This is a genomic window from Aeromonas sp. 3P (assembly GCF_051919745.1).
Classification (GTDB): Bacteria; Pseudomonadota; Gammaproteobacteria; order Enterobacterales; family Aeromonadaceae; genus Aeromonas; species Aeromonas veronii.
The window spans coordinates 4,132,327-4,158,247 of record NZ_JBQBED010000001.1 but is presented as its reverse complement, the minus strand read 5'-3'; the positions used below and the strand labels follow the sequence as shown (position 1 = coordinate 4,158,247).

Genomic DNA, 25,921 nt, shown 5'->3' with positions numbered 1-25,921 from the left:
GCTTATACCGGCATGTTCATGATGGTTTTGTAGGCATCGACCATCTTGTTGCGCACCTGTACCGTGGCTTCAAAGGCGATGGAGGATTTTTGGCCCGCGATCATCACCTCGGCCAGATCCACCGACTTGTCGCCCATATCGAAACGGGTACGCAGGTCATTGGCGGCGCCTTGCAGTTCGTTGACGTTGCCAAGCGCCTGTTGCAGCAGCTGACCAAAGTCGGAGGTTACCTGACGACCGGGTTGTGCCAGCGGCGTTGCGCCTGCTTCGATCTTGAGCGCCTGCATCTCTTGCATCAGGCTGCTTGCACTAATTTCCATTTTCCATCCCCAGACAAATCATTGACGCTGGCATGCAACAAGCAATTAGAGTGCCAATGCGTTAAAAGTGCGACACGGATGAGTGGCCAGACCAAGCTGGACGAGTTCGACAACGGCAGGTGGCTCTGATTAAATCCGACTCTGACGCCTACTTTTGCTGGCTGGCAAGGAGTCCGCTCTGGATTATCGCAAACCCGTGTTCAAGGCGATGGACTACATCAGCCACCATCTGGATGACAATCCGGGCCTGGATGAGGTCGCAGCAGCGGCGGCCATCTCCACCTTCCACTTCCACCGTATTTTCAAGACGATGGTCGGCGAGACCATTGCCGGATTTACCCGGCGCCTGCGTATGGAGCGCGCTGCCCGTCGCTTGCTCGCCTCCCCCCAGAGCGACATCACCACCCTCGCACTGGCCGCCGGGTTCTCCAGCTCGCAGAATTTCGCCAAGGCCTTTCGCCTGCACTTCGCCATGAGCCCCTCGGAATACCGCCAGCAGCTGGGGGGAAACTGGAAAAGCAAGATTGGAAACGATCCCCTTACCTTTGACACCTATGATGGCCTGGTCATGCACCCGGTCACCGAACACCCGGGTCTGTTGCAGGGGGCTAGCGTCAGGCAGATGCCCGCCCGGCGCGTGGCGTACATGCGCCGCCTGGGCCCCTATGGCAAAGAGACCTGCAAGCAAGCTCATCGGGATTTGCTCGCGCTGTTCGCCTCGGACGAGGCGATGACACCGGCGGGTACCCTGAGTCTCTATTGGGATATCCCCGATATCACCGATGAGACCCGTTGCCGTACTGACGTCTGCATCGAACTGGGGCCAGAGATCCCCGCAGGGCGCCAGTTAACCACCCAGACCATCGCAGCGGGCCCCTATGCGGTATGTCACTTTATCGCTCGCGGCGATCAACTGGTTGCCTGCTGGGAGACGGCGTTTCGCTGGGTAGTGGGTCAAGGGCTGAACTGCGACGATCGTCCGTGTTATGAGCAATACCACGCAGGCACGGACTCCGACCGGGATCATTACGTGTTTGATATCTGTATCCCGCTGATCAACCGATAAGCCGATACCTCATTTCCTTTACCCACTTCGGTGCCTTCGGACACCGAAGCGACGGAGTCATGCCCATGAATATCAAAACGCTGTTTCTAGCCAGCCTGCTGGTAACGCTTCCCGCTGCCGCCAATGCCCAGTCACAGAGCCAGACGCTGATCTTTGGCGGCACCATCTACAGTGGTGATCCGGCGAACCCTCACCCGGAAGCGGTCGGCATTGAAGGTAAAAAGATAGTGGCAGTCGGCAGCTATCAGGAGGTCAGCGCCCGCCTTGGCAGCCATGCCAAGCGTCTTGATCTGAAAGGAAAGTACCTGATGCCAGGCCTCATCGACAGCCATGTTCATGCGGCATTTGCCGGTTTTCAGGGGATGACGGTTAACTTTCCCGATGCCATGAATGAGGTTGAGCAGGTGCAGCAATTTCTGACCCGCAGCAAGGATGATCCCCGCCTGACACTGGGCGATGTAGAGCTATACAGCAATGTCTCCCTCGACTACTGGCATCAGCTTCCCCTGCTCGATCAGGTGTTCAATGACCCGCAATACCGGCAGATCCCAGTAGTGCTTGCCGGTTCGGATGCCCACACCGGTTGGGCAAATCAGGCCATGCTGCGCAAGGCTGGCATTGATGCCGACACCCTTGCCGGTCGTTATGCTCCGCTGAAAGGCAATTTTGGCCTCACCCCATCCGGCATGCTCAATGGCTTTGCCTCGGAAGGCGGCTGGGATGCCATCCTCAAGGCGCTGCCCCCCGTCAGCGACGAGACGATTGCCAGTGCCATCATGACCGCCAACAACTCAATCAGGTGGGCATTACCGCCTGGATGGACCCTATCAGCAACATTCGCCCCCTTGCGCCCATCTTCAACGCCGAGCCGGATCGCCGCGATACCGGCCTGCTGCCGGCGTACAGCATGCTCTCCCGGGAAGGCAAGCTGACCGGACATGTATCCGCACTGGCACTGGTGGGGCTCCACGCATCACCCGCCATCATTGATGACGTATCGGCGCTGCAACAGCAGTTTCAAGATGCCCCGGACGTTAAACTGGTGGGGATCAAGATCCTGCAAGATGGTGTCATCGAGTATCCATCCCAGACCGCCAAGTTGAGCGAGCCCTACCTCAACCGTCCCGGTTACAGCGGCAAGGACGATCTGGACAAACAGCGTTTCAACGAGCTGATCCGCACCGCGGATGCCCATCAACTTATCGCTCACTTTCATGCCATCGGCGATCGGGCCGTCCGTGAATCCCTCGATGCCATCGCCTATGCCCGGGCCCACAATCGGGATCACCGCCTGCTGCACAGCATCACCCATCTGGAGGTGGTGAGCCCGGCCAGCATTGCCCGCTTCAAACCGCTCAATGTGGCCGCATCGATGCAACTGTTGTGGGCCGGGAAAAACGTGGCGACCACCCTGCTGCTTGATGGAAAAGTGCCCCCGGCACTGCTAGCCCGCCTCTATCCGGCAGGCAGCTTGCTGCAAAGCGGCGCCATTATTGCCGGTGCCAGTGACTGGCCGGTCTCCAGCCCCAACCCTTTCCTCGCCATGTATACCGCGATCACTCGTCAAGGGGAGCTTGGCTTGCTGCCCCCCGCCAGCGAGCAGATCAGCCGTCAGGCCATCTTGCAGGCCTATACCCTCAACGCCGCCAAGGTAATTGGACGGGAGAAAGAGATTGGCTCCATCAGCGCGGGCAAGAGTGCTGACCTGATCTTGCTGGATCGCAATCTGGAACAGGTAGCAAGCGAAGAGCTCAAGGAGACCAAGGTGCTCTGGACCATGTTCAAGGGCAAGCAGGTCTATTCAGCCCACTGACACCGCGAGAACAAACAGGCCCGCATTGCGGGCCTGTTGGCGAGATCACGACAAGCATATGGTGTGCAGTGAGCAACCGATAACGGCGGAATTAGCGGCTCGTTTCAGTCAAGTCCTTGTCAATCCAGTATTTGGAGCCGGAGATATTGGCATCGAGCAGCAAACCCTTCTCGCCAATCTGGTAGATGGCCATGCCGCCGTTGTATTTGGCGGTCAGCTCGGCGCTCTCCTTGCCGGCCACCACACCCACTTCGGAGGTAGCTTCCCACCCCTGGGTCACGAAGGCATCGAATCTGGCCTTGTCTTCAAACAGGATCACCTGCTGATAGAACTTGCCACCAATCCCAGCCGCCAGACCCGCACCAAACATCTTCATATAGGTGTGCTTGCCGGTTTTGCGATTGACTGCCACCCCGGCCCCCTGATTGGTATGCAGCATCAGGGAGAACTTGCGCGAATCGAACACCGCATAACCATAAGCCTTGTCAAACAACAACTTGGCTGATGGCTGCTCGTTGAACAACCGGATCAGCGCAGTGTCGGCCATGGTATTGAGCGCGATCCTCGCCTCTTTCGCCGTCTTGGGGTTGAGCATCTCGTTGAGCTCCTTGTCGGCCGCCTTCAGCCACTCCTTGCCGGTCGCAATGCTCTTGTCGGTCCAGACCCCGGCGGTATTGAAGGCATCCTCTCCCCAGGCCGAGATGGAAGCCCAGCTCTTTTTGGAGAAATCGCTGACATCCTGCCACACCTCCTTGCTGGTCTCGCTCACTGCCGCTCCCAGCTCGGACGCTGCGGCCTTGAGCTTGGCCCAGTCGGCATAACAGGGTGAGAAGGCCAGACTCAGTGACAGGGCCAGCAACCAGTTACGCTTGTTCATTTTTTCACTCCCGTATTGTCGAGTGTCTGGGTTACCTGGGGCGATCACCTACAACAGGCTACCCGCTGAAAATCACTCCCGCATTATCGGAAGGGGAATCCGGTTAAGCAATCATTGAGTCCTGTTTATACCGCCACAGCCCGACAGCAGTTAACAAAAAGGCTGCTCATCAAAGAGGAGCAGCCTTGTTAAGCACAGCAAAACCGGACGGGCTTATTCGACCATCATCACCTTGCAGGTGTTGGTACTGCCCACGGTTTCCATCTTGTCACCGTGAGTCAGCAGCACCATGTCACCGCTCTGCAACAGCCCCTTATCCTTGAGCACGGCCAACGCGTCGCGGCACACTTCGTAGACCGGTTTGGTCTCGTCACCGTCAAACATCACCGGAGTGACGCCACGGTAGAGATTGGTCCAGGCCAGGGTCTTGTTGTGGGGAGACATGGCGAAGATCGGCAGACCGGAGCTGATACGGGACATCAGCAGCGGCGTGGTGCCGGACTCGGTCAGTGCCACGATCGCCTTCACCCCTTCCAGGTGGTTGGCTGCATACATGGTGGACATGGCTACAGCTTCTTCAACGGAAGTGAAGGTGTAGCTCATGCGGTGGTTGGAGACGTTCAGGCTCGGATGCTTCTCGGCACCGACACAGACGCTCGCCATGGAGGTAACGGTCTCGATGGGGAACTGACCGGCAGCAGTCTCGGCAGAGAGCATCACCGCATCGGTACCATCCAGCACGGCGTTGGCCACGTCCATGACCTCTGCACGAGTCGGCAGCGGCGCATTGATCATCGACTCCATCATCTGGGTCGCGGTGATCACCACACGGTTCAGACGACGGGAGTGGCGGATCAGCTTCTTCTGTACGCCAACCAGCTCGGGGTCACCGATCTCGACACCCAGATCGCCACGGGCGACCATCACAGCATCGGAACCGAGGATGATGTCTTCCATCGCCTCATCGGTGGCGACGGTTTCGGCGCGCTCAACCTTGGCCACGATCTTGGCATTGGAACCGGCTTCGCGGGCCAGCTCGCGGGCGTAGCGCAGATCATCGCCACAGCGCGGGAAGGAGACAGCCAGATAGTCCACGTTCATACGGGCAGCGGTCTTGATGTCTTCCTTGTCTTTCTCGGTCAGGGCCGGAGCGGAGAGACCGCCCCCTTTCTTGTTGATGCCCTTGTTGTTGGAGAGCGGCCCGGCCACGGTCACCGTGGTGTGAATGCGGGTGCCTTCAACCTGCTCGACCTTCAACTGCACACGGCCATCGTCCAGCAGCAGGATGTCGCCCTGCACCACATCGTCTGGCAGGCTCTTGTAGTCGATACCGACCTGCTCCTGGCACCCTTCCCCCTTGCCGAGTGCCGCGTCGAGAATGAACTTGTCACCGATGGCCAGATAGATTTTGCCATCCTTGAAAGTGGAAACACGGATTTTCGGGCCTTGCAGATCACCCATGATGGCGACGTGACGACCGAGCTTGGCAGCAATGTCACGCACCTGATTGGCGCGCAGGATATGGTCTTCAGCAGTGCCGTGAGAGAAGTTCATCCGCACCATGTCGGCCCCGGCGCGGATGATCCCTTCGAGGATCCCTTCGCGGTCGGTAGCCGGACCGAGTGTGGTTACAATCTTTGTACGTCTAGGCATGAAAGACTCCAATATGAAGTTGATATGACTTGAGATTCTGCCCCATCAAGCCCATGGCTCGATGCACCCGTTTACAAACCATCTGGGTGGTTTTTGTTATTAAATTACAATACTACACCAAGGCGGGTGGCATAGACAGTCGGGGGCCTGAGCCCCCGACGGTTCAGGAAGAGTGCGGGGTTTCGAAGCGGGATTCGCGCAATCCCTCTTTTACTTTCTTCAGATTTTCGCGAAATTTCATCCCCCGGCGCAGGGTAAAACCGGTCGCCAGCACATCCACCAGCGCCAGCTGGGCGATGCGGGATGCCATCGGCATATAGACATCGGTATCTTCCGGCACATCCATGGAGAGCACCAGATTGCACTCGCGGGCCAGCGGGGAGTCCTTGGCGGTCATGCCGATCACGGTGGCGTCGTTCTCGCGGGCCAGCGCGGCGATCTCGACCAGTGCCTTGGTGCGGCCGGTGTGGGAGATGAGCACCACCACATCCCCTTCGCTGCTGTTGATGCAGCTCATGCGCATCATGACGATATCGTCAAAGCTCACTACCGGAATGTTGAAGCGAAAGAATTTGTTCTGGGCATCGCGGGCAACGGCGGAGGAGGCGCCAAGGCCGAAGAAGCTGATCTTCTTGGACTGGGTCAGGATATCGACGCAGCGGTTGATGGCAGAGATATCCAGGCTGTTTTTGGCGGCATCCAGACAGGCCATGGTGGATTCGAAGATCTTGGCGGTGTAGGTATCAGGCCCATCTTCCGCTTCCACATGACGATTTACGTAAGGGGTGCCATTGGCCAGGCTCTGGGCCAGATGGAGTTTGAAATCAGGAAAGCCCTTGGTATCGAGACGGCGGCAAAAGCGGTTGACGGTCGGTTCACTGACGTCGGCCATCTTGGCCAGAGCGGCGATGCTGGAGTGGATGGCGGTCTGGGGAGACGCCAGGATCACCTCGGCAACCTTGCGTTCTGATTTACTGAAACTTTCCAAGTTGTTCGTAATTTTATCAAGGGTATTCATCATCACCACCAGGCGTTTTTGTAATTTAGCTTCAGTGTCTTTGCACTCAATCTACGGCTAAGCAAGTTTCCATTCAAGCTAAGGACTATACAAGACAAGCGGTTATGGCAACTAACGCCTGCCATACAAAGTATGACTCATCTCTAATTATTTCGTACTTTTCGTTACAAAACGTCACCTTGCCATGAAAGCGCTTACAAATGTTGCAAAGCAACAACACTGTGAGCAGGCGCACGTTTGTATCGATCCGGCAGGTGAGCAAGCCTGAGCTCGGATAGAATGGACCGTCATAATCCAACAATAATCTCGGGACACCAGAGTCGTCCCCATCCTGTAACGAAGGAGTTGTTATGCAGCATACCCATGCGCTGGTCGGCGATGTCGGCGGCACCAATGCGCGTCTGGCCCTGTGTGAGCTGGCCACCGGTACTATCTCTCAGGCAAAGACCTACTCAGGTCTGGCCCATCCCAGCCTTGAAGCCGTGGTACGCCTCTATCTGGAGGAACACAAGGTACAGGTGGCTGAAGCCTGCATCGCCATCGCCTGCCCCATCAACGGTGACTGGGTTGCCATGACCAACCACAGCTGGGAGTTCTCCATCAGCGAGATGCAGGGCAATCTCGGGCTGGCACGCCTGCAAGTGATCAACGACTTTACCGCCGTCTCGATGGCAGTGCCGGTATTGACTGAATCGGATCGCATCCAGCTTGGCGGCGCCGCGCCGGTAGCGGGCAAGCCCATCGCCATCTATGGTGCAGGCACCGGCCTTGGGGTCGCCCATCTGGTCAAGGCGGGTGAGCAGTGGCTGAGCCTGCCGGGTGAAGGTGGTCATGTGGATTTTGCAGCCAACACCGAAGAGGAAGATGCGGTGCTGCAGGTGATGCGTGGCGAATTGGGCCATGTCTCGGCAGAGCGTTTCCTCTCCGGCCCGGGTCTGGTCAATCTCTATCGCGGGCTGGTGAAATCCGATGGTCGTGAGCCGGAACCGTTCGCCCCCAAAGACATTACCGAGCGCGCACTGGCGGGTGAGTGCCTCGATTGCCGTCGCACCTTGAGCCTGTTCTGCGTGCTGATGGGCCGCTTTGCCGGCAATCTGGCCCTCAATATGGGCACCTTTGGCGGCGTCTATATCGCAGGCGGCATAGTGCCGCGCTTCCAGGAGTTCTTTACCGGTTCCGGTTTCCGGGTCGCCTTTGAAGACAAGGGGCGCTTCAAGTCCTACCTCAAGGAGATCCCGGTGTTCCTGATCACCCATGAAGGGCCGGGGCTGCTCGGTGCGGGCGCTTACTTGCGCCAGTCGATGGGGATCACAATCTGATTGAAGAGGGGAATGAGGCGGGATCATCCATGGTTCAGCCTCGATTCAGTGTGAATGGCATAAAGTAGCCGCACGTAACCAAGAGTGTTGTGCTTCACAAGGAGTGGAAAGCGACTCTCATCCGCTGGATACGTTTGTCACCTGACAAGCCTGAACTGTTTCAACCGGCCTTTTGGCCGGTTTTTTTTATGTCTGATATCCGGGATTACTGGGCCAGCGCCTTCAGCTGCGCCTTGTCGGGGGGATTGTTCCAGTCTATGGGACCGTGGGTAAAACGGTACTGCAACCGTGGTAGGCTGGTCTCCAGCCACTCTTCCCGAAAATAGGCATAACCCTGATCCCAATCCGGATCATTGGCCCAACCGCTCTGGAGGAAGTAGAGGCGAGTGCCCTGCCCTTCCGGCACAAATCGCAGGCAAACCTGGGTCTTTTGCTGGCGGATATGGGGTAGGCTGGGCGGGAAATTCCAGCTGAAACTGAGCAGGTCATAGGGCATGACGGCCATGACCCGGCACCCTTCGCTGCCACGTTCACCCAGCGGGGCATCGGGCCTGAAGTAGATCTCGAAAGGACCATTCGGTTCGGCCACCATCAAACATTCGGGAGCCAGAAAACTGCGCAGACCGCTTTCGGTAGTCCAGGCGTGCCAGACATCGTCTATGTGCGCCGGAACAAAAATGTTGCCTTCAATCAGTTTATTGTCCATAAATCAGCGATCCTCAAGCCATCCATACAAGGGACTCCGGCAGTATAGCCCCATGGCAAATACAATGGACAGTGCTTAATCACACCCTTGTCATTTGCATCGATTAACCTGCCGCTGTGCAGCTGCCTCAATGAACATTGGCTTGATCCGGGAGGGCATCATGATCCGGCTCATGGAAGAACACGACATTCCCCAACTGGCCCGGCTATTTTTAAAGAGCCGCCGCCACACCTTTCACTGGGTTGATCCCGCCCGTTTCCAACTCGAGGATTTCGAGGTGCAGACCAAAGGTGAACAGGTGTGGGTCGCCGAACAGGGGGGCAATATCTGCGGCTTTATCGCCATCTGGCAGCCCGATCACTTCGTCCATCACCTCTATGTGTCAAGCGACTGGCACGGTCAGGGGATAGGGCGCGCCCTGCTGGAGCGGGGCCTCGCTGATTCGCCGCACGGCTCGCTCAAGGTTGCGACCCGCAACACGGCGGCAGTGGCCTTCTACCATCGGCTGGGCTGGCAAAACAGTGATGAGACAGGCCACTGCGAGGTCACCGGCTCCTGGTGCAAGTTGCTTAGAAGCTAGCGGGACGCCCGGCACCTGCGCTTTGCGGCTGAACAGGCACCAGCGGTGCCGGGGGGAAGAACCAGCGGTAGAGATCGAACCAGCCATCTCGCTGGGCAATCACGACCTCGTGCACTGGATCGCGCTGGAAGATCGCCACCTTGTTTTCAGTCAGCGGCACCCAGGCATAGTTGACCAGCGCATATTGCGACTGGATCAGGTTGTACTCATTGAGATAGGAGTCATCGTTACCCGATTCGTGCAGTTGGGTACGACTGTCGATGAGGTAAACAAGCTGGTTGAAGAAGGTAAGTTGAAAACCGGTCACTCGCCACTTCTCCCTGGTCGCCTCCTCCTCTTCGATCACGGTAATTTTGCCCCAGCGGCACACCCCGTGATAGTTGACTCCATTGGCCGACATTTTCAGATCGTAATGGCAGCCCAGGCTGTTGATAAACATCCCGACCACAAACAGCAGCACGACAAGCAGTGGCAACAGCAGCAAGGTATTTTTCAGCGTTCGTTTCATCAGAGATCCCTTACAGCGTTTTTTCGAGCTCTTTATAGGAAAGCACGCGAACCTGGTGGCCGGAGACCAGCACCAGCGATGCCGGTTTGACTGGTGGCACATCGCTCCGTGCCTCCATCTGGCAAACAACGCCGGTCGGCGAGTCGGTGCAGTGCACATGGAGCCACTCGAAATGGAGATAGCTGGCGACAAACGCCATCAGCACAGCCAGTAGCAGATTGACGTACATCAGGCCCCTTGCCAGCATTGGCCGCCCGATACCGCTGAGAAAGGCAAGTTTGGCGCGCTCACAAAAGAACGGGGAGCAGCAGGCTCTTCGATGACCTCGTGGTCGGAGCTTGGTGATGTCGACGGTGGCTGCGCAGCCGCTGCAGGCGTGGGCTCGCTCATCGGCTCGGGCAAGGGCTCACTCTCTGTTGGCAGTGCCTTACCGTAATAGCTCTTCATCTTGCAGTTAAGATGCAGGGAGTACCCTTTTTTCGGGGTACTTCTGATATCCAGCGTCTGGGGGGATGAGGCGAAGTGGCGACGAATATTGGCGATGGCCACGTTCAGTGAGTTGGGGCTGATGGGGCGACCCAACCAGCCGATTTCGAGCAACAGATCCTTGTCGCACACCTCGTCATGGTGATCGAGCAGATAGCTGAAAATGAGGCTCTCTGCCGATGACAAGCGCACCACCCGGGCGCTTTGCAAGTTGTCCTTGTCGGTACAGAAGATCAGCTCTCGCCTTTTGACATCAAAGACATAATCACCGAAGTGATAGGCTGATATGTTATTGCCTGGCGCACCCCCCGTCATACCAACCACCTGTTATTTGCATTCATCATGAAGAAGATGGGATTCCACACCTGATAAAGCCAGATGGCGGCTCAGGACTTGCTGTAATTAAACGAAATTCTAAAGGGTCGGGATCAGCGGCACAATAGATGCTAGCAGGCATGAGCGGGGAAAATGAAAATATGCGTCCAGCGCTGTCGGACTGCGTATCGGGCAGAGCATGATGCTGCGAGTTTCGCGTATCACAGTCACGCCAATCTCAGCTGAACAGTGACATGGGCATGGCGAAAAACGCTGGTGGACAAGGCACCTTGCCCCTCACGACATCTCGCCACGCCTCAAATTAATGGGAACCGGCCTGCCCCGCAGGATGATCCAACGGGGCGAAGTTAACTGACTAGACCCGAAACTGCTTGAGCAGGGTATCAAGCTGGGCCGATAGCTGCCGCAGATCACTGCTGGCCTCGGCAACCTTTGCCACTCTGGCTGCACTCTCGCTGTTGAGCGTCGCAATCCGGTTGACGCTATGGCTGACCGCCTCTGCCACCGAGTGTTGTTCTTCCGATGCCTGGGCGATATACATGTTCATCTCGCGGATCAGGCTGACCTGATTTTTAATCTTCTCCACCGATATCTGCACATCTGCCGCCTCGATGCCGGCGCGGGATGCCTTCTCCTGACTCTGTTGCATGCCGGCCCCGACATTCTGGGTCGCTTGCTGCAACCGCTTGATACTGGCACTGATCTCCTCCGTCGACTGGCGAGTACGGCCCGACAAGGTGCGTACCTCATCCGCCACCACCGCAAAACCGCGCCCCTGATCACCCGCCCGCGCCGCCTCGATGGCCGCGTTGAGGGCAAGCAAATTGGTCTGCTCGGCAATGCCGTTGATCACCTCGATGATGGTGCCAATGCTGCTGCTTTCGGTCGAAAGGGTGCGCATCAGGGTGGCGACTCGCTCCACCTCCCCCACCAGTTGATGGATGGCCTCATTGGCATGGCCCGCCAGATTGTAACCCTGCTCCACATAGAGGTTGGCCTCATCGGTAGCGCCAGAGGTTTTCACCGCGTTACCAGCAACTTCTTGCACTGCCTGACTCATTTCGGTAATGGCGGTAGCGACCTGATCCAGCTCGGATTGCTGGGCGTCACTGCCTACCCGGGTATCTGCCGAGAGGGAGTCACAGAGTTCAGCGGTTTGCAACACACCGGCAGAGAGCTCGTTGATCTCCGCCACCATCTCCTGCAACTTGGCAATAAAGTGGTTGATGTTGGTGGCCAACGCGCCCATCTCATCCTGACGGCTGATCTTCAGACGCCGGGTCAGATCCCCCTCTCCTTTGGCCAGATCGAACACAGCCTGATTCATCTGGTGAAGCGGCCTGAGCACATTGCGATGAATCAGCACCATCAGCAGCGCGATGATGCAGAGATCGAGCACAAGGATCTGCCAGACGGTGGTGATCAACTGCTGCCGCAGTTGGGCCTGAATGGCAGCATCACTGGTTTGCACCAGCAATCGGGCCACGGTGTTTTTCTGGCCGCTGTCGTCATAGACCAGATCATACCCCCCGTAGGCAGACACATCGGCAGGCATGGCTGTCACGGGGGCAATGTCCCCCGCCGAGTCACGGGCAAACCCGGCTACCAGCTTGTCCTTGTTGACCACCAGCAAAGCACTCAGGATATCGGCCGCCAGCTCGGACTTGAGCGATGCCTCGATGAAGGCCGATTCATAATTCCACAGCGGGCCGGGCAGGGAGAGCTGCAGCCGGCCGATGGCCTGTTCGACCAGCGCACTCTGTTTGCTGTAGCTCTCCGCCCTGACCGCGTTGTAGTTGTAAGCGCCAAACAACACCAGTAGCAGGCTCACCGACAGGGAGGTCAACACGGCAATCCTGAACGTCAGACTTTTCCAATCCATGGTTTCCTCCCGGTTTTACGGCAGCCGGCGCAGTGCCATTGAGCGGCACTTGCTATTGGTACTGTTACTGGTACTTGGCATTGATCTTGTCGATGGTGCCATCCGCCTTCATGGCAGCGAGGATCTCGTTAAGCTTGGTGATGAGCTCATCGGGCGTATCCTTGTTAAACGCCAAGCTCATCTGGGTTTCCTTGAACACGAATACCGGCTTGGGTGAGGCCACCTTCTCCTTGCTGGCCAGATAGGGGGCCAGATACTGGCCGGTTGCCCAGAGATCAATGCGGCCTGCCTCCAGTTTCTTCACGTTGGCGGTATCGTTGGCAGCCAGCTGCAACTTGGCAAATCCCTGGGCTTTGAGATATTCGGCGGCCGCATCACCGTTATAGCCCCCCACCGAATACTGCTTGGCATCTTCCAGCGACTTGACCGTAATATTGGCGGTCGAACTGGAGAAAAACACCCAGTTGTTATTGACCAGCGGCCCTACCCACTTGAACAGTGCTTCCCGCTCCGGAGTGCGGGTCGTGGAGTAGAGGGCGGTATTGGGGGTGCCGAGGGTATCTTCATACGCCCGTTTCCAGGGCATCAGGGTCAGTTTGTATTCGACCCCAGCACGCTTGAACAGCTCTTCGACCACCTCGGTCGACAGCCCGACAATCTTGCCCCCCTCTCCCTGCATGTTGAATGGCGGGTAATCCTCGGTCATCACGTTCAGTGGCGCAGCCTGAACAGCGCTTATCGCCATCATGGAAGAGACTGAAAAAATTGCACTTTTCCACAGCAGTTGATAGTTCATTGCAACCTCGCTTTGCTTGCCATTCATCCCTGAACATCCGCCGTTACCGATGGCGGTGCACGTCTGACCCGCTGGGGTCATGCCGGCTTTCACGGCTCGCCACCCACCCATGTGCAGCAGCAAACAGATCCGGATTTTGCCTGTGCGTAACGAAACGCAACCGGCGAGGGAGGCTCACAACAAATCGAGGTGGAAACATGCCAGGGCAGCATGAGGGGAGTACGGAGTGGGGCGGATAAGCCTCCGCCATACAACAGCGCCGTGGCAAAGAAGAAGCGCATCGTTTTATGACAGGGGTCTGGGAGAGAAATGATATAAAACGCCAACATCCATTTTCCCATACTGCTCGAGGAGACCTCAGAGCCAAACCTGTCCTTTAGCTAAGGTCACGAAAAGAGATACGTCAAATGAGAATGCTAACCCCCTCATCTGCTTCCAGATTAGATTCCAGATGAGCTCCGCCGAGCCAAAAAGTGGCGCGAGATACCCGAAAATGAGAAGGCCACCGCGAGGTGGCCTTCTCCAAATCAACGATGAACACCTGGTGGAACTCAGTCCTTGGCCGCGTCCATCACACCTTCTTCGGAGTGCGCAGGCAGGATCAGGTTGAGCAGGATGGCGGCAACAGAGGCCAGGCCAACACCGGCCAGCGCGAAGTCGCCAATCTTCATCTCCAGCGCACCGACACCGACGGTCAGAGTCACAGCGACGATGGCGATATTGCGTGACAGCCCCAGATCCACCTTGGATTCCACCAACGTCTTGAGACCGATGGCAGCGATGGATCCGAACAGCAGCAGCATGATACCGCCCATCACCGGCATGGGGATAGAGGTGAGCAGCGCATTGAACTTGCCAAAGAAGGCCAGAATGATGGCAAACACCGCAGCCCAGGTCATGGTGACCGGATTGAAGTTGCGAGTGATCATCACGGCACCGGTCACTTCGGCGTAGGTGGTCACGGGTGGGCCACCGATGAAACCGGCGAAGCAGACGCCAATGCCGTCACCGGCCAGCGTACGGTGCAAACCCGGATCCTTGGTGTAATCCTTGCCAGTCACGCCACCAATCGCCAACACGCCACCGATATGCTCGATACAGGGGGCGATGGCTACCGGCAACATGAACAACGCAGCAGCCCAGTTGATCTCTGGGGTTTCGAAGTGGGGCAGCGCCAGCCAGGGGGCGTTCACCATGCCATCGAAACTCACCTGGCCCATGAAGACCGCCGAGACATAACCGGCAATCACGCCGCACAGGATTGGGATCAGCTTGATCCACCCCTTGCAAAACACAGCTGCAATCAGGGTGACCGCCAGCGAGATACCGGCCAGCGTCAACGCAGTCCCCGCAGGTACTACCTGCTCACTACCGGCACGGCCCATCGCCATGTTGCAGGCAACCTGCGCCACAGAAAGACCGATGACCATGATCACCGGGCCAATCACCACCGGGGGCAGCAATTTGTGCACAAACCCCATCCCTTTTGCCCGGATCAGCGCAGCCAGAATGAAATACATGAAACCGGCGGCAAACAGGCCAAACATGGTGGATGGCAATCCCCAGGTCTGGGTGGCGTAGATGATGGGGGCGATGAAGGCAAAGCTGGAACCGAGGAAAATCGGGACCTGGCGGCGGGTGCAGAGCTGGAACAACAGGGTGCCCACACCGGCGCCAAGCAGGGCCATGGAGGGGTTCAGTCCGGTGAGCAGGGGCACCAGAACCATGGCACCGAAGGCGACAAACAGGATTTGCAGCCCGGCGACACTTTGCTTGACTAAGGAAAACATGGATGTCCTTAATTTTTTGATAACTGATGGGGATATTTATCACTTTTCAGTCATCACAAGACTTTTTCAAGGCACAAAATGAACACAAATGCGTCACTTGTTACCTTTTACTGCTTGGGAAGGGCATGAAACTGGCTTTTTAGGCGGGATTCGTTGCTACAAGCATCGAGTATGCGATTTTACGCATTATTGTGACGAACGCCAATCGTTTTTCCATCATGTTTATTGTGTTCATGGTCAAAAATGCCGCCACCAAGGGGCGCTCTATAATGGATCCTGTGAATCAAGATGGACAAGGAGTCCCCATGTCACAGCCCCCATTCAAGGCCAGCCAGCGCAGATTGCTGATCGGCTCGGCCATCGCTCTCGCCCTGTTTGCGAACCCGTTCAGTTATGATTTCGCCCACAATGAGTGGCAAATGAATCAGGCCTATGCCAAGTCCTGCTTTATCGCCGGCACTCGCATCACGATGGCCGATGGCTCCACCCGCCCTATAGAGACGCTGCGGGTCGGTGAACGGGTGCTGGATCAGCACGGCGGCAGTAACCGGATCCTGGCGATCGAACGGGTCATACTAGGCAAGCGCAGACTCTACGGGATCAATGATCTGCCCCCGTTCTTTACCGCAGAGCACCCTCTGCTGACCACTCGGGGCTGGGCAGCCATCTCACCGGCCATGACACGAACCGAAAACCCGCAACTGGCGGTGCTGCCGCTATTTACCGGCATGCAGATAATGTGTCGCCCGGCACCTGTCATGGTGACGGGCAATCTGGCCCTGCAATCCCAGCCGGAATTACTGCTGGTTGAGTCACTTTGCTGGATCGAGGCGTCTCCCACTACCGCACTCTTCAATCTGCTGCTCGATGGCAGCCACAGCTACATCGCCAATGAGCTGATCGTTCACAACAAAGATGGCGATGGTGGCAGTGGGGGCAGCAGTGGTGGAGGCAGCAACAGCGGCGGTGGCAGCGACAGCGGCGGTGGCAGCGACAGCGACAGCGATGGGGGCAGCGATGACAGTGGCGGCCAAGGCGAGCATGCCGGCGGAGAGCAGCATGGTGGAGGTGAACGGCATGCTGGTGGAGAAAAACATGCAGGGGGAGAACGCCATGGGGGTGGCCGCGGGTTTGGCAATGGCGTTGATGACAACGGTGTGGATGCCGTCGATGCCAATGGCAACAAGCTCAGAGGCGATGGCACAGTCGATGACAACGGCGTGGATGCGGTCGATGCCAACGGCAACAAACTAAGAGGTGATGGCACGGTCGATGACAACGGTGTGGATGCCGTTGATGCCAATGGCAACAAACTCAGAGGCGATGGCACCATCGATGACAACGGTGTGGATGCTGTCGATGCCAACGGCAACAAACTAAGAGGTGATGGCACGGTCGATGATCGCCAGCAAGTGCTTACCGATGAGCAGGAGCGGGCGCTGATCAACAACGGTTTTCGCCAACAGGGGCAACCATGATGCGTTATCTGATAACACTCCTCCTGCTCGGCCTCGCTGGCTGCGCCACGGTCGACACCCCGCCGCTTTACCATCAGATGGATAAGGCAGATGTTCAACTGGCCAATCAGGCACTCGCCAAGGCGCTGGAAACCCGTACCAAAGGGCAGAGCCTCACCTGGTTCAATCCGGCTAACCGTCACTCGGGTAGCGTCACCCCGCTACGCACCTTCCGCCATACCAGCGGGAAGTGGTGTCGCGACTATCGCGAGCAACTCTATATCGGCAAGGCGAGCCAGCAGTGGCAGGATACCGCCTGTCGCAATCAGCAAGGGCGCTGGCGGCCATTGCGAACTTAGTGAATGCCACGGGGTAAACGAAAGGGGGTAGCAGCGCTACCCCCTTGTCATCTTTACCGACCCGTTATCCGAGCGGTGAATACGCGGTTATACCCGACGATAGGGCAGGTAAACCGGCTCCCACATGTGGTTGAGGATATGCTGCTGCAGATCCTGACCGATCAGCGGGTGGGAGGGATCCCGACGCACGATATCCTTGAGCACAGCAGTCGCCACATGCACCGAGATGCTGCGCAGCTCGCGAATGCGGGGATAAACGGCCCCTTTCGCCAGGTCCACCTCGCTCACGCACTCGGCCAGCGCAAAGGCGGCGGTAGTGAAGACATCGGGCGTGATCTCGCGGAGCTGGCTGACGATGGCCGCCAGACCTACACCGGGGAAGATAAAGACATTATTGCCCTGCCCGACCCTGAACTCCTGCCCCTCGTAGCTCACATCCTTGAACGGACTGCCGGTCGCCACGATCGCCTTGCCCTTGCTCCAGCGGTAGATATCCTCCGGCAGCGCTTCACAGTTGGCGGTCGGGTTGGAGAGCGGGAACACCATGGGGCGCTCGCAATGCTGCAGCATCAGCTGGATGTGCTCTTCCTGGAAGGCCCCGCCCGAGCCGCTGGTACCCAGCAGCACGGTAATGGGCACATGACGCAGCACATCGGCTAGATTGGCCTTGCCGGGCACCTCGGTATCCCAGCCCGCCAGCAGCAACCCCGGTTTGGCGTAGCGACGCTTGTACTCGTCGAGCCCGTCCCGGTTGTCGCACACCAGCCCCTGGGTATCCAGAATGTAGATTCGATCGCGGGCCGCCTGCGGATCCATCCCCTCGCGGATCATCCCCGCGCAGATCTGATCTGCGACACCAACCCCGCCGGCGCCAGCGCCATAGACCAGATAGTTCTGCTGACCCAGGGTCTCCCCCTTGACCTTGACCGCGCCTATGATACCGGCCAGCACCACGGCACCGGTGCCCTGAATATCATCGTTGAATGACGGCAGTGACTGCTGGTAGCGGGCCAGATTGTTGAAGGCGTTGGATTTGCTGAAGTCTTCCCACTGCAGCACGGCGTTGGGGAAGTGGCGCTTGACCCCCTGCACGAACTTGTCGATGAACTCTTCGTACTCCTTGCCGCGAATACGCTTGTGGGGGCGGCCCAGATACATGGGGTCATCGAGCAGTTTCTGATTGTCGGTGCCCACATCCAGCGCGATGGGCATGCAGCAGGCGGGGTGAATACCGGCCCCTAGGGTATAGAGCGCCAGCTTGCCGATAGGGATCCCCATGCCGCCAACACCCTGGTCGCCGATCCCCAGAATGCCCTGGCTGTCGGTGACGACTATGATGCGGATCGATTTGGCATCGAAGTGACGGGCCTGACTGCCCATGTCATCCACGTTGTCCGGGGTGATGTAGAGGCCACGCGGCTTCTGGAAGCGGTGGCTGAACTCCTGACACGCCTTGCCCACGGTCGGGGTATAGATATAGGGAGTCATCTCCTCCACATGGCGTGACAACAGGGCATAAAACAGGGTTTCGTTGCGATCCTGCAGAGCACGCAGGTTCTGGTACTTCTCGATATCGCTGCAAGCGCTCTTGAACCCCTCATACACTCGCTCGAGCTGGGCTTCAAAAGTTTGCACCTGAGGCGGCAGCAAACCATCGAGATCAAAATCGGCCCGCTCCTGTTCGGTAAAGGCTGTGCCCTTGTTGAGGTATCGATTGTTAAGCAGATCAGTGCCGGTCAGTGCAACGGGGCGAAAATCCTGTCCCTGTGCATCTTTCCACAGCAGATATTGTCCGGTAGCCATAGTCATTCTCTTTGATTTACGTGAAATTGCCGTTCGGCAGGAGAGCAAGACTCATAATGAAATCAATCATATGACGTTTACTCGATCGGTTTTGTGAGCTTGGGCATACCCTGCGGCCAAAATAGGCGCCCGGCGACCCCGGCGAGACAAATATCCACGGCAAGGAATGAGACTCATGTTAGCATTGCGGGCAACCCAGCCCCTTTCACCGCATCACAGCCGGGAGTGACCTGATGCCCTCGCCTCTGCCAGCCTGCGTCCCCTTCTTTCTGCCATGCGCCTGATCTCGCTGCTTGCTCTGTGGCTATTTCTGACCTGCCAGTCAGCTCTCGCCGCACCGGGTCGGGTGCTCAACATCATCGTGGGTGAATGGCCCCCTTTTGTCTCCGAGCAGTCAAAACAGCACGGGCCAGTGGCCCACCTCATCAGCGATCTGTTCAAGGAGGCGGGCTATGAGGTGAAGTTCCACTTCGCCCCCTGGGGTCGGGTCTATTCGCTGGCGGCCAACAGCCAGCTCTACGACGCCACCGCCGTCTGGATGCACAAACCGGAGCGGGAGCAGGATTTTCTGTTCAGCGAAGCGGTGCTGCAGGAGCAGTTTGTCTTCTTCTCCCTCAAATCACGGCGGCTGCAGGCCGAGCGCCTTGAGCAGATCATCGGCATGCGGTTGGGGGGCGATATCGCCTATAGCTACGGGCCCGAGCTGGACAAGATGGTGGCCGATGGCAAGGTAACCCAACAGAAAGTCACCGACGTGAAGCAGAATTTCGGCAAGCTGCTGCGCGGGCGGATCGACCTCTATCCACAAGAGCTGCGAGTCGGTCTGGCCGAGTTGCAGAACCAGCTCGACCCCGCCAGCGCGGCACTCATCACCCACAGTCAGACCCCTTTTCTGCGCAACGACAGCTTCGTGATGTTCCCACGCAAGATGCCGGATTCAGCCAAACTGCGGGATCAGTTCAATCAGCAGTTGCAGCAGGCCATCGCCAGCGGACGTTATCAGCGCTACTTCGAGCGACTGGCCCGGGGTGAATATTGACCTTGGCGAGGCAAAAACAGAGAGGATAAAACAACGGTGGCGGCCCTTTGTGGCCGCCACCTCTGTGATGCTTGTCAGCTGCTGGCATTAGCCGCTGATGCCCACCTCCAGCTTGAACGGCGTCTTGGCCTTGCTGCTCTCGGCCGCCCCCATCTGGTAGACCCGAATGGTATAAGTGCCCTTGGCAGGCAGGGTTGCCTCAAAGTTGTTCCCGTCACGAGAGCCAACAAAGATCGCCTCCCCCTTGCTGCCCGGCGGCAGAATATTGAAGTAGGGCTTGCCGGTCAGGATCACCACCATGCTCTGGCCCTTGTTGGCCGTCAGCTTGTAATCGAGGGTCTGGCTACCCTGAATGGTGCCGTTGATGGTTGCCCCTGACTCCCCCTTCTTGAACTGCACCTGCTGGGTCTTGATCCCGTCAGCCGCCTGCGCCATGCCCGCAATACCACCGAAGAGCGCAGATGCACATACCGCTGCCAGCCATGCTTTTCTCATCATTTGTCATCCCTTGTGTGAATGGAACCCCTGTTACTGTTGCTCAAGGTGACCCAAAAAACCATCGCCGTTTGCGGCATCGCTCAATCAATTTGCCATCACCATCGACCCGCTATCAAAAGGGGCGCCGCAGCGCCCCTTCTCTTTACTCTTTGTCGACCATCAGCTTGATTTGCCCGCCTTGGGCTCATCGAGGGTGTGCTTCACCTCTTCATACCAGAGGTCGTGGTGCTCCTTGGCCCAGGTCTCGTCCACCTCGCCGGTCACCATCCCCTCCAGCGCCCCTTCCAGCTGGAACAGGCCCATGTAAATATGGAAGATAAAACCGCAGATAAGGATCAAGGCGCCTACGATATGGATAAAGCTGGCCCACTCCATCTGGCGGCGCAGCTGGCCGAAGATGGGGAAGTCGAGGAACAGCCCGGTCGCCACCACGATGCCGCCAAACCAGATCAGTAGCCAGAAGATCGCCTTCTCGCCGCCGTTGGAGAAGCCCGCCGAGGGGTGACTTCCCTTGTGCTTGCCGAGCATGCCGCCAAACTTCATGAACCACTGCACATCCACCATGTTGACGATGTTGTGGCGGAACCACTTGATGAGCACCCCCATCAGGCAGAGGAAGAAGAGCGGCCCCACGTAGTTGTGGAACACCTTGGCAAACCAGATCCAGTTCTCCCACACCCCGAGGCTCACCACCGGCTTGATGAAGTACTTGCCGTAGATGATGGCCAGCCCCGACCCGGAGAGGGTCAGGAACATGGCCGCCGTGGTCCAGTGCAACGCCCGATCCAGCCTGCTCCAGCGCTTGAGCTTGCGCCCGGTGCGCGGTTTGGAGAGCTTGGTCTGCCCCACCACCAGATACATCAGGCCACACATGGCGAGCGACCCGAAAATGGCGATGGCGCCGAGCGGCGACACCCACTTGGTCTTCACCTCGAACCAGAGCTGGCCCGGCACCGAGATAAGCACTCCGTGCTCCGGCGAGCGGGAGGTGGTCACCCCCTCCTGCCCATCCTTCACCGCCCGCCAATAATCGGCGCCGGCAAAGCCGACCGCCTCTTTCTGCGCATCAGCGAAGCCGGGCGCGCTGAACAGCAGCAAGGCCGTCAGCAGCGCTGTCAGCCAGTGTCTCATTGGCCATCCTCCTGCTTGCCAAGCTTGAGCCCCTTGCCTCTGCCATCGTGAGGTTTGCTGGCGTCGCGATAGAGCGCCTGTTCGTCAGCCCCCCAAGCTGCATGAGGGGCGCCGCGATAGGCAACCCGCTCGCGGAAGATGTCGGAGATCACCTGCGCATCCCCTGCCAGCAGTGCTTTGGTGGAGCAGAGCTCGGCACACATGGGCAGCTTGCCCTCGGCGATGCGGTTGGCACCGTACTTCTGGCGCTCCGCCTCGCTGTGATCCTCTTCCGGGCCGCCGGCACAGAAGGTGCACTTGTCCATCTTGCCCCGATCGCCAAAGGCGGCGGTCTTCGGGAACTGGGGCGCCCCGAACGGGCAGGCAAACAGGCAGTAGCCGCAACCGATGCAGAGATCCTTGTTGTGCAGCACGATGCCGTCGTCGGTGTGATAGAAGCAGTCGGCCGGGCAGACCGCCATGCAGGGGGCGTCGGTGCAATGCATGCAGGCGACCGAGATGGAGGTTTCACCTGGCAGGCCGTCGTTGAGGGTTACCACCCGGCGGCGCTGGATGCCCCACTCGAGGGCATCGTCGTTCTCGTTCTTGCACGCCGTCACACAGCCGTTGCACTCGATGCAGCGCTTGGTGTCACACATGAATTTCATTCTGGCCATGGGATCAGGCTCCTACTTTGCGAAAACGGCACAGGGTGACCTTGGTCTCCTGCATCTGGGTGACCGGGTCATAACCATAGGTGGTGACTATGTTGACCGACTCCCCCAGCACATAGGGGTCAGACCCTTCCGGATATTTGGATCGCAGATCCTTGCCCTCAAAGTGGCCGCCGAAGTGGAACGGCATAAAGGCAAGCCCCGGCTTGACCCGCGGGGTCACCAGCGCCTTCACCTTGACCCTGCCCCCTTCCGGCCCCTCGACCCACACATCCTGACCGTCGCGCACGCCGACGTCGTTGGCATCTGCCGGGTTCATCTCGACGAACATCTCCTGCTGCAATTCAGCCAGCCAAGGGTTGGAGCGGGTCTCGTCGCCGCCCCCCTCGTACTCCACCAGACGGCCCGAGGTGAGGATGATCGGGAACTCCTTGCTGACATCCTTCTCCTGCACCGAGGCGTACTGGGTCGGCAGGCGCCACAGGCTCTTGGCATCGGGCCAGGTGGCGTAGTCTGCCAAGAGATCCCGGCGCGGGGTGTAGAGCGGCTCGCGGTGCTTGGGCACCTGATCCGGGAAGGTCCACACTACGCAGCGCGCCTTGGCGTTACCATAGGGAACGAAGCCGTGCTTGATGGCGACACGCTGGATACCGCCGGAGAGGTCGGTTTTCCAGTTCTTGCCCTCGGCCTCCTTCTTCTCGGCCTCGGTCAGCTCATCCCACCAGCCGAGCTGCTTCAACAGGTCGGCAGTGATCTCGGGATAGCCATCTTCCACCTCGCTCCCCTTCGGCCAGGAGTCTTCGGCGAGCAGCGAGACGCCCTGATACTCGATGCCGAAACGGGCACGGAAACCGCCACCCCCTTCCGAGACCGGAATGCTGGTGTCGTAGAGGATGTGGCTGCCCGGGTGCTTCATCTCCGGGGTGCCCCAACAGGGCCAGGGCAGACCGTACACTTCGCCGCTGACCGGGCCGCCCTCGGCCTTGAGGTTGGTCTTGTGGAAGGTGTGCCAGTTCTGCTGGTGCGCCTTGAGCCGCTCCGGGCTCTGGCCGGTGTAGCCCACGCTCCACATGCCGCGGTTGTATTCGCGGGTGATGTCTTCCAAGAGCGGCTGGTTGTTCTCCACCTTGATGTGTTTGAACAGCTGGTCGGCAAAGCCGAGCTTCTTGCTCAGCAGATACATGATCTCGTGATCGACCTTGGATTCGAACAGAGGCTCAATCACCTTATCGCGCCACTGCATGGAGCGGTTGGTGGCGGTAACGGAACCATAGGTCTCGAACTGGGTGGTGGCCGGCAGCAGGTAGACGCCGTCGGTACGATCGTTCATGACGGCAGCGACTGTGGGATACGGGTCGACAATCACCATCATGTCGAGCTTTTGCATCGCCTTCTTCATTTCCGGGCCGCGGGTCTGGGAGTTGACCGCATGGCCCCAGTAGAACATGGCGCGGATATTGGAGCCCTGCTCGATGAGATCGGCATTCTCCAGCACACCGTCCACCCAGCGGGAGACCGGAATGCCGTTGTTGTTCATCGGCAGCTTGCCGTTGTAGGCCTTGTTGTCAAAGCGGGCCTTGATCCACTCGTAATCCACATCCCACACCCGGGCCCAGTGCTTCCAGGAGCCCTCTTCCAGCCCGTAGTAGCCGGGCAGGGAGTCGGAGGTGACGCCAAAGTCGGTGGCGCCCTGCACGTTGTCGTGACCACGGAAGATGTTGGTGCCCGCCCCGCTCTTGCCCACGTTGCCAAGGGCCAGTTCGAGGATGCAGTAAGCGCGGGTGTTGTTGTTGCCTGTGGTGTGCTGGGTGCCGCCCATGCACCAGACCACGCAGCCGGGGCGGTTGTCGGCCAGCAGCTTGGCGGCGCCATAGACCTGCTGTTCGTTGAGGCCGGTCACCCGCTCCACTTCGGCCGGAGTCCAGCGCGCCACCTCTTTTTGCACCTCGTCCATGCCATAGACGCGGGTGCGGATGAACTCTTTATCTTCCCAGCCGTTCTTGAAGATGTGCCAGAGCATGCCCCAGATAAAGGCGACGTCGGTGCCCGGGCGCAATGAGAGGTACATGTCCGCCTTGGCGGCGGTGCGGGTACGACGCGGGTCAACCACCAGGATCTTGCAGCCGTTGCGCTCTTTCGCCAGCAGGATGTGCTGCATGGCGACCGGGTGGGCCTCCGCCGGGTTGGAGCCGATAAACATGATCGACTTGCTGTTATGCATGTCGTTCAGGCTGTTGGTCATGGCGCCGTAGCCCCAGGTGTTGGCGACCCCGGCGACCGTGGTGGAGTGGCAGATCCGCGCCTGATGATCCACGTTGTTGGTGCCCCAAAGCGACGCCATCTTGCGAAACAGGTAGGCCTGCTCGTTGGAGTGCTTGGCAGAGCCGAGCCAGTAGACGCTGTCAGGGCCGGACTCCTTGCGCAGGCGCAGCACCTCGTTGCCCACCTCTTCGATGGCCTGCTCCCAGCTGATGCGCTGCCACTTGCCGCCCACCAGCTTCATCGGGTACTTGAGGCGACGCTCACCGTGGCCGTGCTCGCGCAGGGCCGCCCCCTTGGCGCAGTGACCGCCAAGGTTGAAGGGGTGATCGAAGGCTGGCTCCTGACCGGTCCAGACGCCGTTTTGCACCTCGGCATAGACGCCGCAGCCCACCGAGCAGTGGGAACAGATGGTGCGCTTCACCTCGACCGGCACCTCGGCCGCCACGGTTTTGGCTTCGGCCCGCTGCATCATGGCTGGGGCCAGCCAACCGGCCGCCACGGCGCCACCGGCCACCAGACTTGAGTTGACCATAAAGGCACGGCGGGTCAGTCCCTGGCCGCGAATGGCCTGATTGCCCTGCTCACCCGCCTGGGGCTGCTCGGCACGTTTTGTCAGTTTCATGAGTTCTCCTTCACTGATCCGGCTCAGTCAGTGCCGCGCAGGGTGCGATAAAAGTCGTGAACATGGGGGGTCTCCCGATAGCCCTTGTCAGGCTCGGTGTCGTGGGTCAGCACCTCTTTGCCCACCACCCGACCGGTGGCACCGGCCAATACGCCTATGGTGGCAACCACGCCAACTCCCTTGATCAGATTGCGGCGGGACGGGTCTTTCAGCTGTTCATCGCTCATTCTTGTGACCTCTGTTTTTGTAATGTCCGGCGCCTGCGCGCCAGCTTCGCGTCCAATGGGATATCTCGTCTGTTCGTTTTGTTGTGAGTGGATAGAGGCATTCAGCCCGGCACCACGCAGGCGCCAAACGGCAGGCGCAATTCGTTTTCCAGCTTGAAGAAATCTTCGGCAAGGGCCCCGACCGCCCGGTAGAAGCTACCCCCTTTCGCCTGTTGCTGATCGCGGCAGCAGGCGAGTACCCAGGGGGCAAGGTGGCGCTCATAGAAGCGGTTGCGATCCGGGTGCTGCTCGGCAATCAACACCGCCATCACCTCACAGAGGGCGGCCAAGTGATCTTCCGGCTCGCACACTCCGCTCTGGCGCTCAAAACCGAGGGACTGCAGATCTGCGCGCAGCACCGCCAGCGGCAGCTCCATCAAAGAGCCGGTGAGATACCAGGAGGCAAACGGCACTATCTCCCCGCGCCCCAGCCCGATAAAGAGATCCTGATACTCCTCGGCAAGCTCGTTTTCGTGGTGGCTGCTGGCCGCCAGCTGCACCAACCCCAGCCCTCTGGCAAAGGGGCCCGGCATAGCCTGCAACCCTTGCAGCCAGGCGAGCTGTTCGCCACGGGGAGCGGCGCGCCAGAGGCTTGCCAGCAGGGCGTAGAGATCGGCGCTGCTTTGTTCCAGTTCGGTCATGGTCAGTTCGCCAGACTTTTCGTTATGTTGTTCACTCATC

23 protein-coding genes and 2 pseudogenes are annotated in these 25,921 nt (G+C 58.7%); 7 read left to right on the top strand and 18 right to left on the bottom strand.

Annotation, left to right across the window (positions count from 1 at the left end; translation table 11 throughout):
- Positions 1 to 2 precede the first annotated feature (2 nt).
- The gene (gene fliE, locus ACTG19_RS19320; protein WP_005362062.1) at positions 3 to 320 is read right to left on the bottom strand and encodes a flagellar hook-basal body complex protein FliE; all 318 of its coding nucleotides are present in this window, start codon (positions 318 to 320) and stop codon (positions 3 to 5) included.
- A gap of 154 nt (positions 321 to 474) precedes the next feature.
- On the opposite strand from fliE, the gene ACTG19_RS19315 reads away from it, so the two are divergent.
- Together ACTG19_RS19315 and ACTG19_RS19310 are read left to right on the top strand one after the other, a co-directional pair.
- The gene (locus ACTG19_RS19315; RefSeq protein WP_174218743.1) at positions 475 to 1,386 is read left to right on the top strand and encodes an AraC family transcriptional regulator; all 912 of its coding nucleotides are present in this window, start codon (positions 475 to 477) and stop codon (positions 1,384 to 1,386) included.
- A 65-nt stretch (positions 1,387 to 1,451) separates the two neighbouring features.
- Positions 1,452 to 3,199, top strand: a pseudogene (locus ACTG19_RS19310) (amidohydrolase).
- A 91-nt stretch (positions 3,200 to 3,290) separates the two neighbouring features.
- Here the strand turns inward: ACTG19_RS19310 and befA are convergent.
- The 3 genes from befA to ACTG19_RS19295 all read right to left on the bottom strand — a co-directional run bounded on the left by befA (position 3,291) and on the right by ACTG19_RS19295 (position 6,747).
- Positions 3,291 to 4,076 (bottom strand): beta cell expansion factor BefA, encoded by a 786-nt coding sequence (befA, locus tag ACTG19_RS19305; RefSeq protein WP_113740451.1) that lies wholly within the window; start codon positions 4,074 to 4,076, stop codon positions 3,291 to 3,293.
- A gap of 213 nt (positions 4,077 to 4,289) precedes the next feature.
- On the bottom strand, positions 4,290 to 5,729 hold the full coding sequence (gene pyk, locus ACTG19_RS19300; protein ID WP_005353698.1) for a pyruvate kinase: 1,440 nt from the start codon (positions 5,727 to 5,729) through the stop codon (positions 4,290 to 4,292).
- 163 nt (positions 5,730 to 5,892) lie between these two features.
- Positions 5,893 to 6,747 (bottom strand): MurR/RpiR family transcriptional regulator, encoded by an 855-nt coding sequence (locus ACTG19_RS19295; RefSeq protein WP_005334759.1) that lies wholly within the window; start codon positions 6,745 to 6,747, stop codon positions 5,893 to 5,895.
- 347 nt (positions 6,748 to 7,094) lie between these two features.
- Between ACTG19_RS19295 and glk the strand changes: the two are divergent.
- Positions 7,095 to 8,066: pseudogene (gene glk / locus ACTG19_RS19290) on the top strand (glucokinase); the annotation flags it as partial.
- Positions 8,067 to 8,271: 205 nt separating this feature from the next.
- Here glk and ACTG19_RS19285 read toward each other — a convergent pair.
- A complete protein-coding gene (locus ACTG19_RS19285; RefSeq protein WP_005334766.1) occupies positions 8,272 to 8,772 on the bottom strand; it encodes an SRPBCC family protein in 501 nt (166 codons plus the stop codon).
- Between the two features lie 160 nt (positions 8,773 to 8,932).
- On the opposite strand from ACTG19_RS19285, the gene ACTG19_RS19280 reads away from it, so the two are divergent.
- Positions 8,933 to 9,352: a GNAT family N-acetyltransferase gene (locus tag ACTG19_RS19280; protein WP_113740449.1), complete on the top strand. Its 420-nt coding sequence runs from the start codon at positions 8,933 to 8,935 to the stop codon at positions 9,350 to 9,352.
- Here ACTG19_RS19280 and ACTG19_RS19275 read toward each other — a convergent pair.
- The 6 genes from ACTG19_RS19275 to ACTG19_RS19250 form a co-directional block, all read right to left on the bottom strand.
- Positions 9,342 to 9,860 (bottom strand): hypothetical protein, encoded by a 519-nt coding sequence (locus tag ACTG19_RS19275; RefSeq protein WP_005353702.1) that lies wholly within the window; start codon positions 9,858 to 9,860, stop codon positions 9,342 to 9,344. The genes ACTG19_RS19280 and ACTG19_RS19275 overlap by 11 nt on opposite strands.
- 10 nt (positions 9,861 to 9,870) lie before the next feature.
- Positions 9,871 to 10,089 carry a hypothetical protein gene (locus tag ACTG19_RS19270; RefSeq protein WP_439989435.1) on the bottom strand — a complete coding sequence of 73 codons (219 nt, stop codon included), beginning with the start codon at positions 10,087 to 10,089 and terminating at the stop codon, positions 9,871 to 9,873.
- On the bottom strand, positions 10,089 to 10,661 hold the full coding sequence (locus tag ACTG19_RS19265; RefSeq protein WP_439989434.1) for a winged helix-turn-helix domain-containing protein: 573 nt from the start codon (positions 10,659 to 10,661) through the stop codon (positions 10,089 to 10,091). The genes ACTG19_RS19270 and ACTG19_RS19265 overlap by 1 nt, the downstream gene beginning before the upstream one ends.
- Positions 10,662 to 11,037: 376 nt before the next feature.
- Entirely contained in the window at positions 11,038 to 12,564 is a 1,527-nt protein-coding gene (locus ACTG19_RS19260; RefSeq protein ID WP_103422401.1) for a methyl-accepting chemotaxis protein, read from the bottom strand.
- 64 nt (positions 12,565 to 12,628) lie between these two features.
- Positions 12,629 to 13,360 carry a substrate-binding periplasmic protein gene (locus tag ACTG19_RS19255; protein WP_005334783.1) on the bottom strand — a complete coding sequence of 244 codons (732 nt, stop codon included), beginning with the start codon at positions 13,358 to 13,360 and terminating at the stop codon, positions 12,629 to 12,631.
- 551 nt (positions 13,361 to 13,911) lie between these two features.
- On the bottom strand, positions 13,912 to 15,150 hold the full coding sequence (locus ACTG19_RS19250; protein WP_005334784.1) for a uracil-xanthine permease family protein: 1,239 nt from the start codon (positions 15,148 to 15,150) through the stop codon (positions 13,912 to 13,914).
- 305 nt (positions 15,151 to 15,455) lie between these two features.
- Here ACTG19_RS19250 and ACTG19_RS19245 point away from each other — a divergent pair, with 305 nt between their 5' ends.
- Positions 15,456 to 16,628 (top strand): hypothetical protein, encoded by a 1,173-nt coding sequence (locus ACTG19_RS19245; RefSeq protein ID WP_113740447.1) that lies wholly within the window; start codon positions 15,456 to 15,458, stop codon positions 16,626 to 16,628.
- On the top strand, positions 16,625 to 16,966 hold the full coding sequence (locus tag ACTG19_RS19240; RefSeq protein ID WP_174218742.1) for an RT0821/Lpp0805 family surface protein: 342 nt from the start codon (positions 16,625 to 16,627) through the stop codon (positions 16,964 to 16,966). Before ACTG19_RS19245 ends, ACTG19_RS19240 begins: the two co-directional genes overlap by 4 nt.
- Positions 16,967 to 17,053: 87 nt before the next feature.
- Here the strand turns inward: ACTG19_RS19240 and ACTG19_RS19235 are convergent, their stop codons facing one another.
- Positions 17,054 to 18,769 (bottom strand): NAD-dependent malic enzyme, encoded by a 1,716-nt coding sequence (locus tag ACTG19_RS19235; protein WP_005334789.1) that lies wholly within the window; start codon positions 18,767 to 18,769, stop codon positions 17,054 to 17,056.
- Positions 18,770 to 19,043: 274 nt separating this feature from the next.
- On the opposite strand from ACTG19_RS19235, the gene ACTG19_RS19230 reads away from it, so the two are divergent.
- Positions 19,044 to 19,808, top strand: coding sequence for a substrate-binding periplasmic protein (locus ACTG19_RS19230; protein WP_113740446.1), 765 nt, complete (start codon positions 19,044 to 19,046; stop codon positions 19,806 to 19,808).
- Positions 19,809 to 19,895: 87 nt separating this feature from the next.
- On the opposite strand, the gene ACTG19_RS19225 is transcribed toward ACTG19_RS19230, so the two are convergent.
- The 6 genes from ACTG19_RS19225 to ACTG19_RS19200 form a co-directional block, all read right to left on the bottom strand.
- Complete coding sequence (locus ACTG19_RS19225; protein ID WP_234923066.1) at positions 19,896 to 20,306, bottom strand: DNA breaking-rejoining protein; 411 nt, start codon at positions 20,304 to 20,306, stop codon at positions 19,896 to 19,898.
- A gap of 159 nt (positions 20,307 to 20,465) precedes the next feature.
- Positions 20,466 to 21,437 carry a formate dehydrogenase subunit gamma gene (locus ACTG19_RS19220; protein WP_005353740.1) on the bottom strand — a complete coding sequence of 324 codons (972 nt, stop codon included), beginning with the start codon at positions 21,435 to 21,437 and terminating at the stop codon, positions 20,466 to 20,468.
- Positions 21,434 to 22,093: a formate dehydrogenase FDH3 subunit beta gene (gene fdh3B / locus ACTG19_RS19215; RefSeq protein WP_005353752.1), complete on the bottom strand. Its 660-nt coding sequence runs from the start codon at positions 22,091 to 22,093 to the stop codon at positions 21,434 to 21,436. Before fdh3B ends, ACTG19_RS19220 begins: the two co-directional genes overlap by 4 nt.
- 4 nt (positions 22,094 to 22,097) lie before the next feature.
- On the bottom strand, positions 22,098 to 24,974 hold the full coding sequence (locus ACTG19_RS19210) for a formate dehydrogenase subunit alpha (protein WP_439989433.1): 2,877 nt from the start codon (positions 24,972 to 24,974) through the stop codon (positions 22,098 to 22,100).
- A gap of 23 nt (positions 24,975 to 24,997) precedes the next feature.
- Positions 24,998 to 25,201 (bottom strand): transcriptional initiation protein Tat, encoded by a 204-nt coding sequence (locus tag ACTG19_RS19205; RefSeq protein WP_005303194.1) that lies wholly within the window; start codon positions 25,199 to 25,201, stop codon positions 24,998 to 25,000.
- Between the two features lie 101 nt (positions 25,202 to 25,302).
- The gene (locus ACTG19_RS19200) at positions 25,303 to 25,920 is read right to left on the bottom strand and encodes a TorD/DmsD family molecular chaperone (RefSeq protein WP_439989432.1); all 618 of its coding nucleotides are present in this window, start codon (positions 25,918 to 25,920) and stop codon (positions 25,303 to 25,305) included.
- Position 25,921: the final 1 nt, after the last annotated feature.

What these genes read in the sequence shown, in the direction of transcription:
- fliE (WP_005362062.1), bottom strand. Translation starts at nt 320, where the DNA reads ATGGAAATTAGTGCAAGCAGCCTGATGCAAGAGATGCAGGCGCTCAAG.
- befA (WP_113740451.1), bottom strand. Translation starts at nt 4,076, where the DNA reads ATGAACAAGCGTAACTGGTTGCTGGCCCTGTCACTGAGTCTGGCCTTC.
- pyk (WP_005353698.1), bottom strand. Translation starts at nt 5,729, where the DNA reads ATGCCTAGACGTACAAAGATTGTAACCACACTCGGTCCGGCTACCGAC.
- ACTG19_RS19295 (WP_005334759.1), bottom strand. Translation starts at nt 6,747, where the DNA reads ATGAATACCCTTGATAAAATTACGAACAACTTGGAAAGTTTCAGTAAA.
- ACTG19_RS19285 (WP_005334766.1), bottom strand. Translation starts at nt 8,772, where the DNA reads ATGGACAATAAACTGATTGAAGGCAACATTTTTGTTCCGGCGCACATA.
- ACTG19_RS19280 (WP_113740449.1), top strand. Translation starts at nt 8,933, where the DNA reads ATGATCCGGCTCATGGAAGAACACGACATTCCCCAACTGGCCCGGCTA.
- ACTG19_RS19275 (WP_005353702.1), bottom strand. Translation starts at nt 9,860, where the DNA reads ATGAAACGAACGCTGAAAAATACCTTGCTGCTGTTGCCACTGCTTGTC.
- ACTG19_RS19270 (WP_439989435.1), bottom strand. Translation starts at nt 10,089, where the DNA reads ATGTACGTCAATCTGCTACTGGCTGTGCTGATGGCGTTTGTCGCCAGC.
- ACTG19_RS19265 (WP_439989434.1), bottom strand. Translation starts at nt 10,661, where the DNA reads ATGACGGGGGGTGCGCCAGGCAATAACATATCAGCCTATCACTTCGGT.
- ACTG19_RS19260 (WP_103422401.1), bottom strand. Translation starts at nt 12,564, where the DNA reads ATGGATTGGAAAAGTCTGACGTTCAGGATTGCCGTGTTGACCTCCCTG.
- ACTG19_RS19255 (WP_005334783.1), bottom strand. Translation starts at nt 13,360, where the DNA reads ATGAACTATCAACTGCTGTGGAAAAGTGCAATTTTTTCAGTCTCTTCC.
- ACTG19_RS19250 (WP_005334784.1), bottom strand. Translation starts at nt 15,150, where the DNA reads ATGTTTTCCTTAGTCAAGCAAAGTGTCGCCGGGCTGCAAATCCTGTTT.
- ACTG19_RS19245 (WP_113740447.1), top strand. Translation starts at nt 15,456, where the DNA reads ATGTCACAGCCCCCATTCAAGGCCAGCCAGCGCAGATTGCTGATCGGC.
- ACTG19_RS19240 (WP_174218742.1), top strand. Translation starts at nt 16,625, where the DNA reads ATGATGCGTTATCTGATAACACTCCTCCTGCTCGGCCTCGCTGGCTGC.
- ACTG19_RS19235 (WP_005334789.1), bottom strand. Translation starts at nt 18,769, where the DNA reads ATGGCTACCGGACAATATCTGCTGTGGAAAGATGCACAGGGACAGGAT.
- ACTG19_RS19230 (WP_113740446.1), top strand. Translation starts at nt 19,044, where the DNA reads ATGCGCCTGATCTCGCTGCTTGCTCTGTGGCTATTTCTGACCTGCCAG.
- ACTG19_RS19225 (WP_234923066.1), bottom strand. Translation starts at nt 20,306, where the DNA reads ATGATGAGAAAAGCATGGCTGGCAGCGGTATGTGCATCTGCGCTCTTC.
- ACTG19_RS19220 (WP_005353740.1), bottom strand. Translation starts at nt 21,437, where the DNA reads ATGAGACACTGGCTGACAGCGCTGCTGACGGCCTTGCTGCTGTTCAGC.
- fdh3B (WP_005353752.1), bottom strand. Translation starts at nt 22,093, where the DNA reads ATGGCCAGAATGAAATTCATGTGTGACACCAAGCGCTGCATCGAGTGC.
- ACTG19_RS19210 (WP_439989433.1), bottom strand. Translation starts at nt 24,974, where the DNA reads ATGAAACTGACAAAACGTGCCGAGCAGCCCCAGGCGGGTGAGCAGGGC.
- ACTG19_RS19205 (WP_005303194.1), bottom strand. Translation starts at nt 25,201, where the DNA reads ATGAGCGATGAACAGCTGAAAGACCCGTCCCGCCGCAATCTGATCAAG.
- ACTG19_RS19200 (WP_439989432.1), bottom strand. Translation starts at nt 25,920, where the DNA reads ATGAGTGAACAACATAACGAAAAGTCTGGCGAACTGACCATGACCGAA.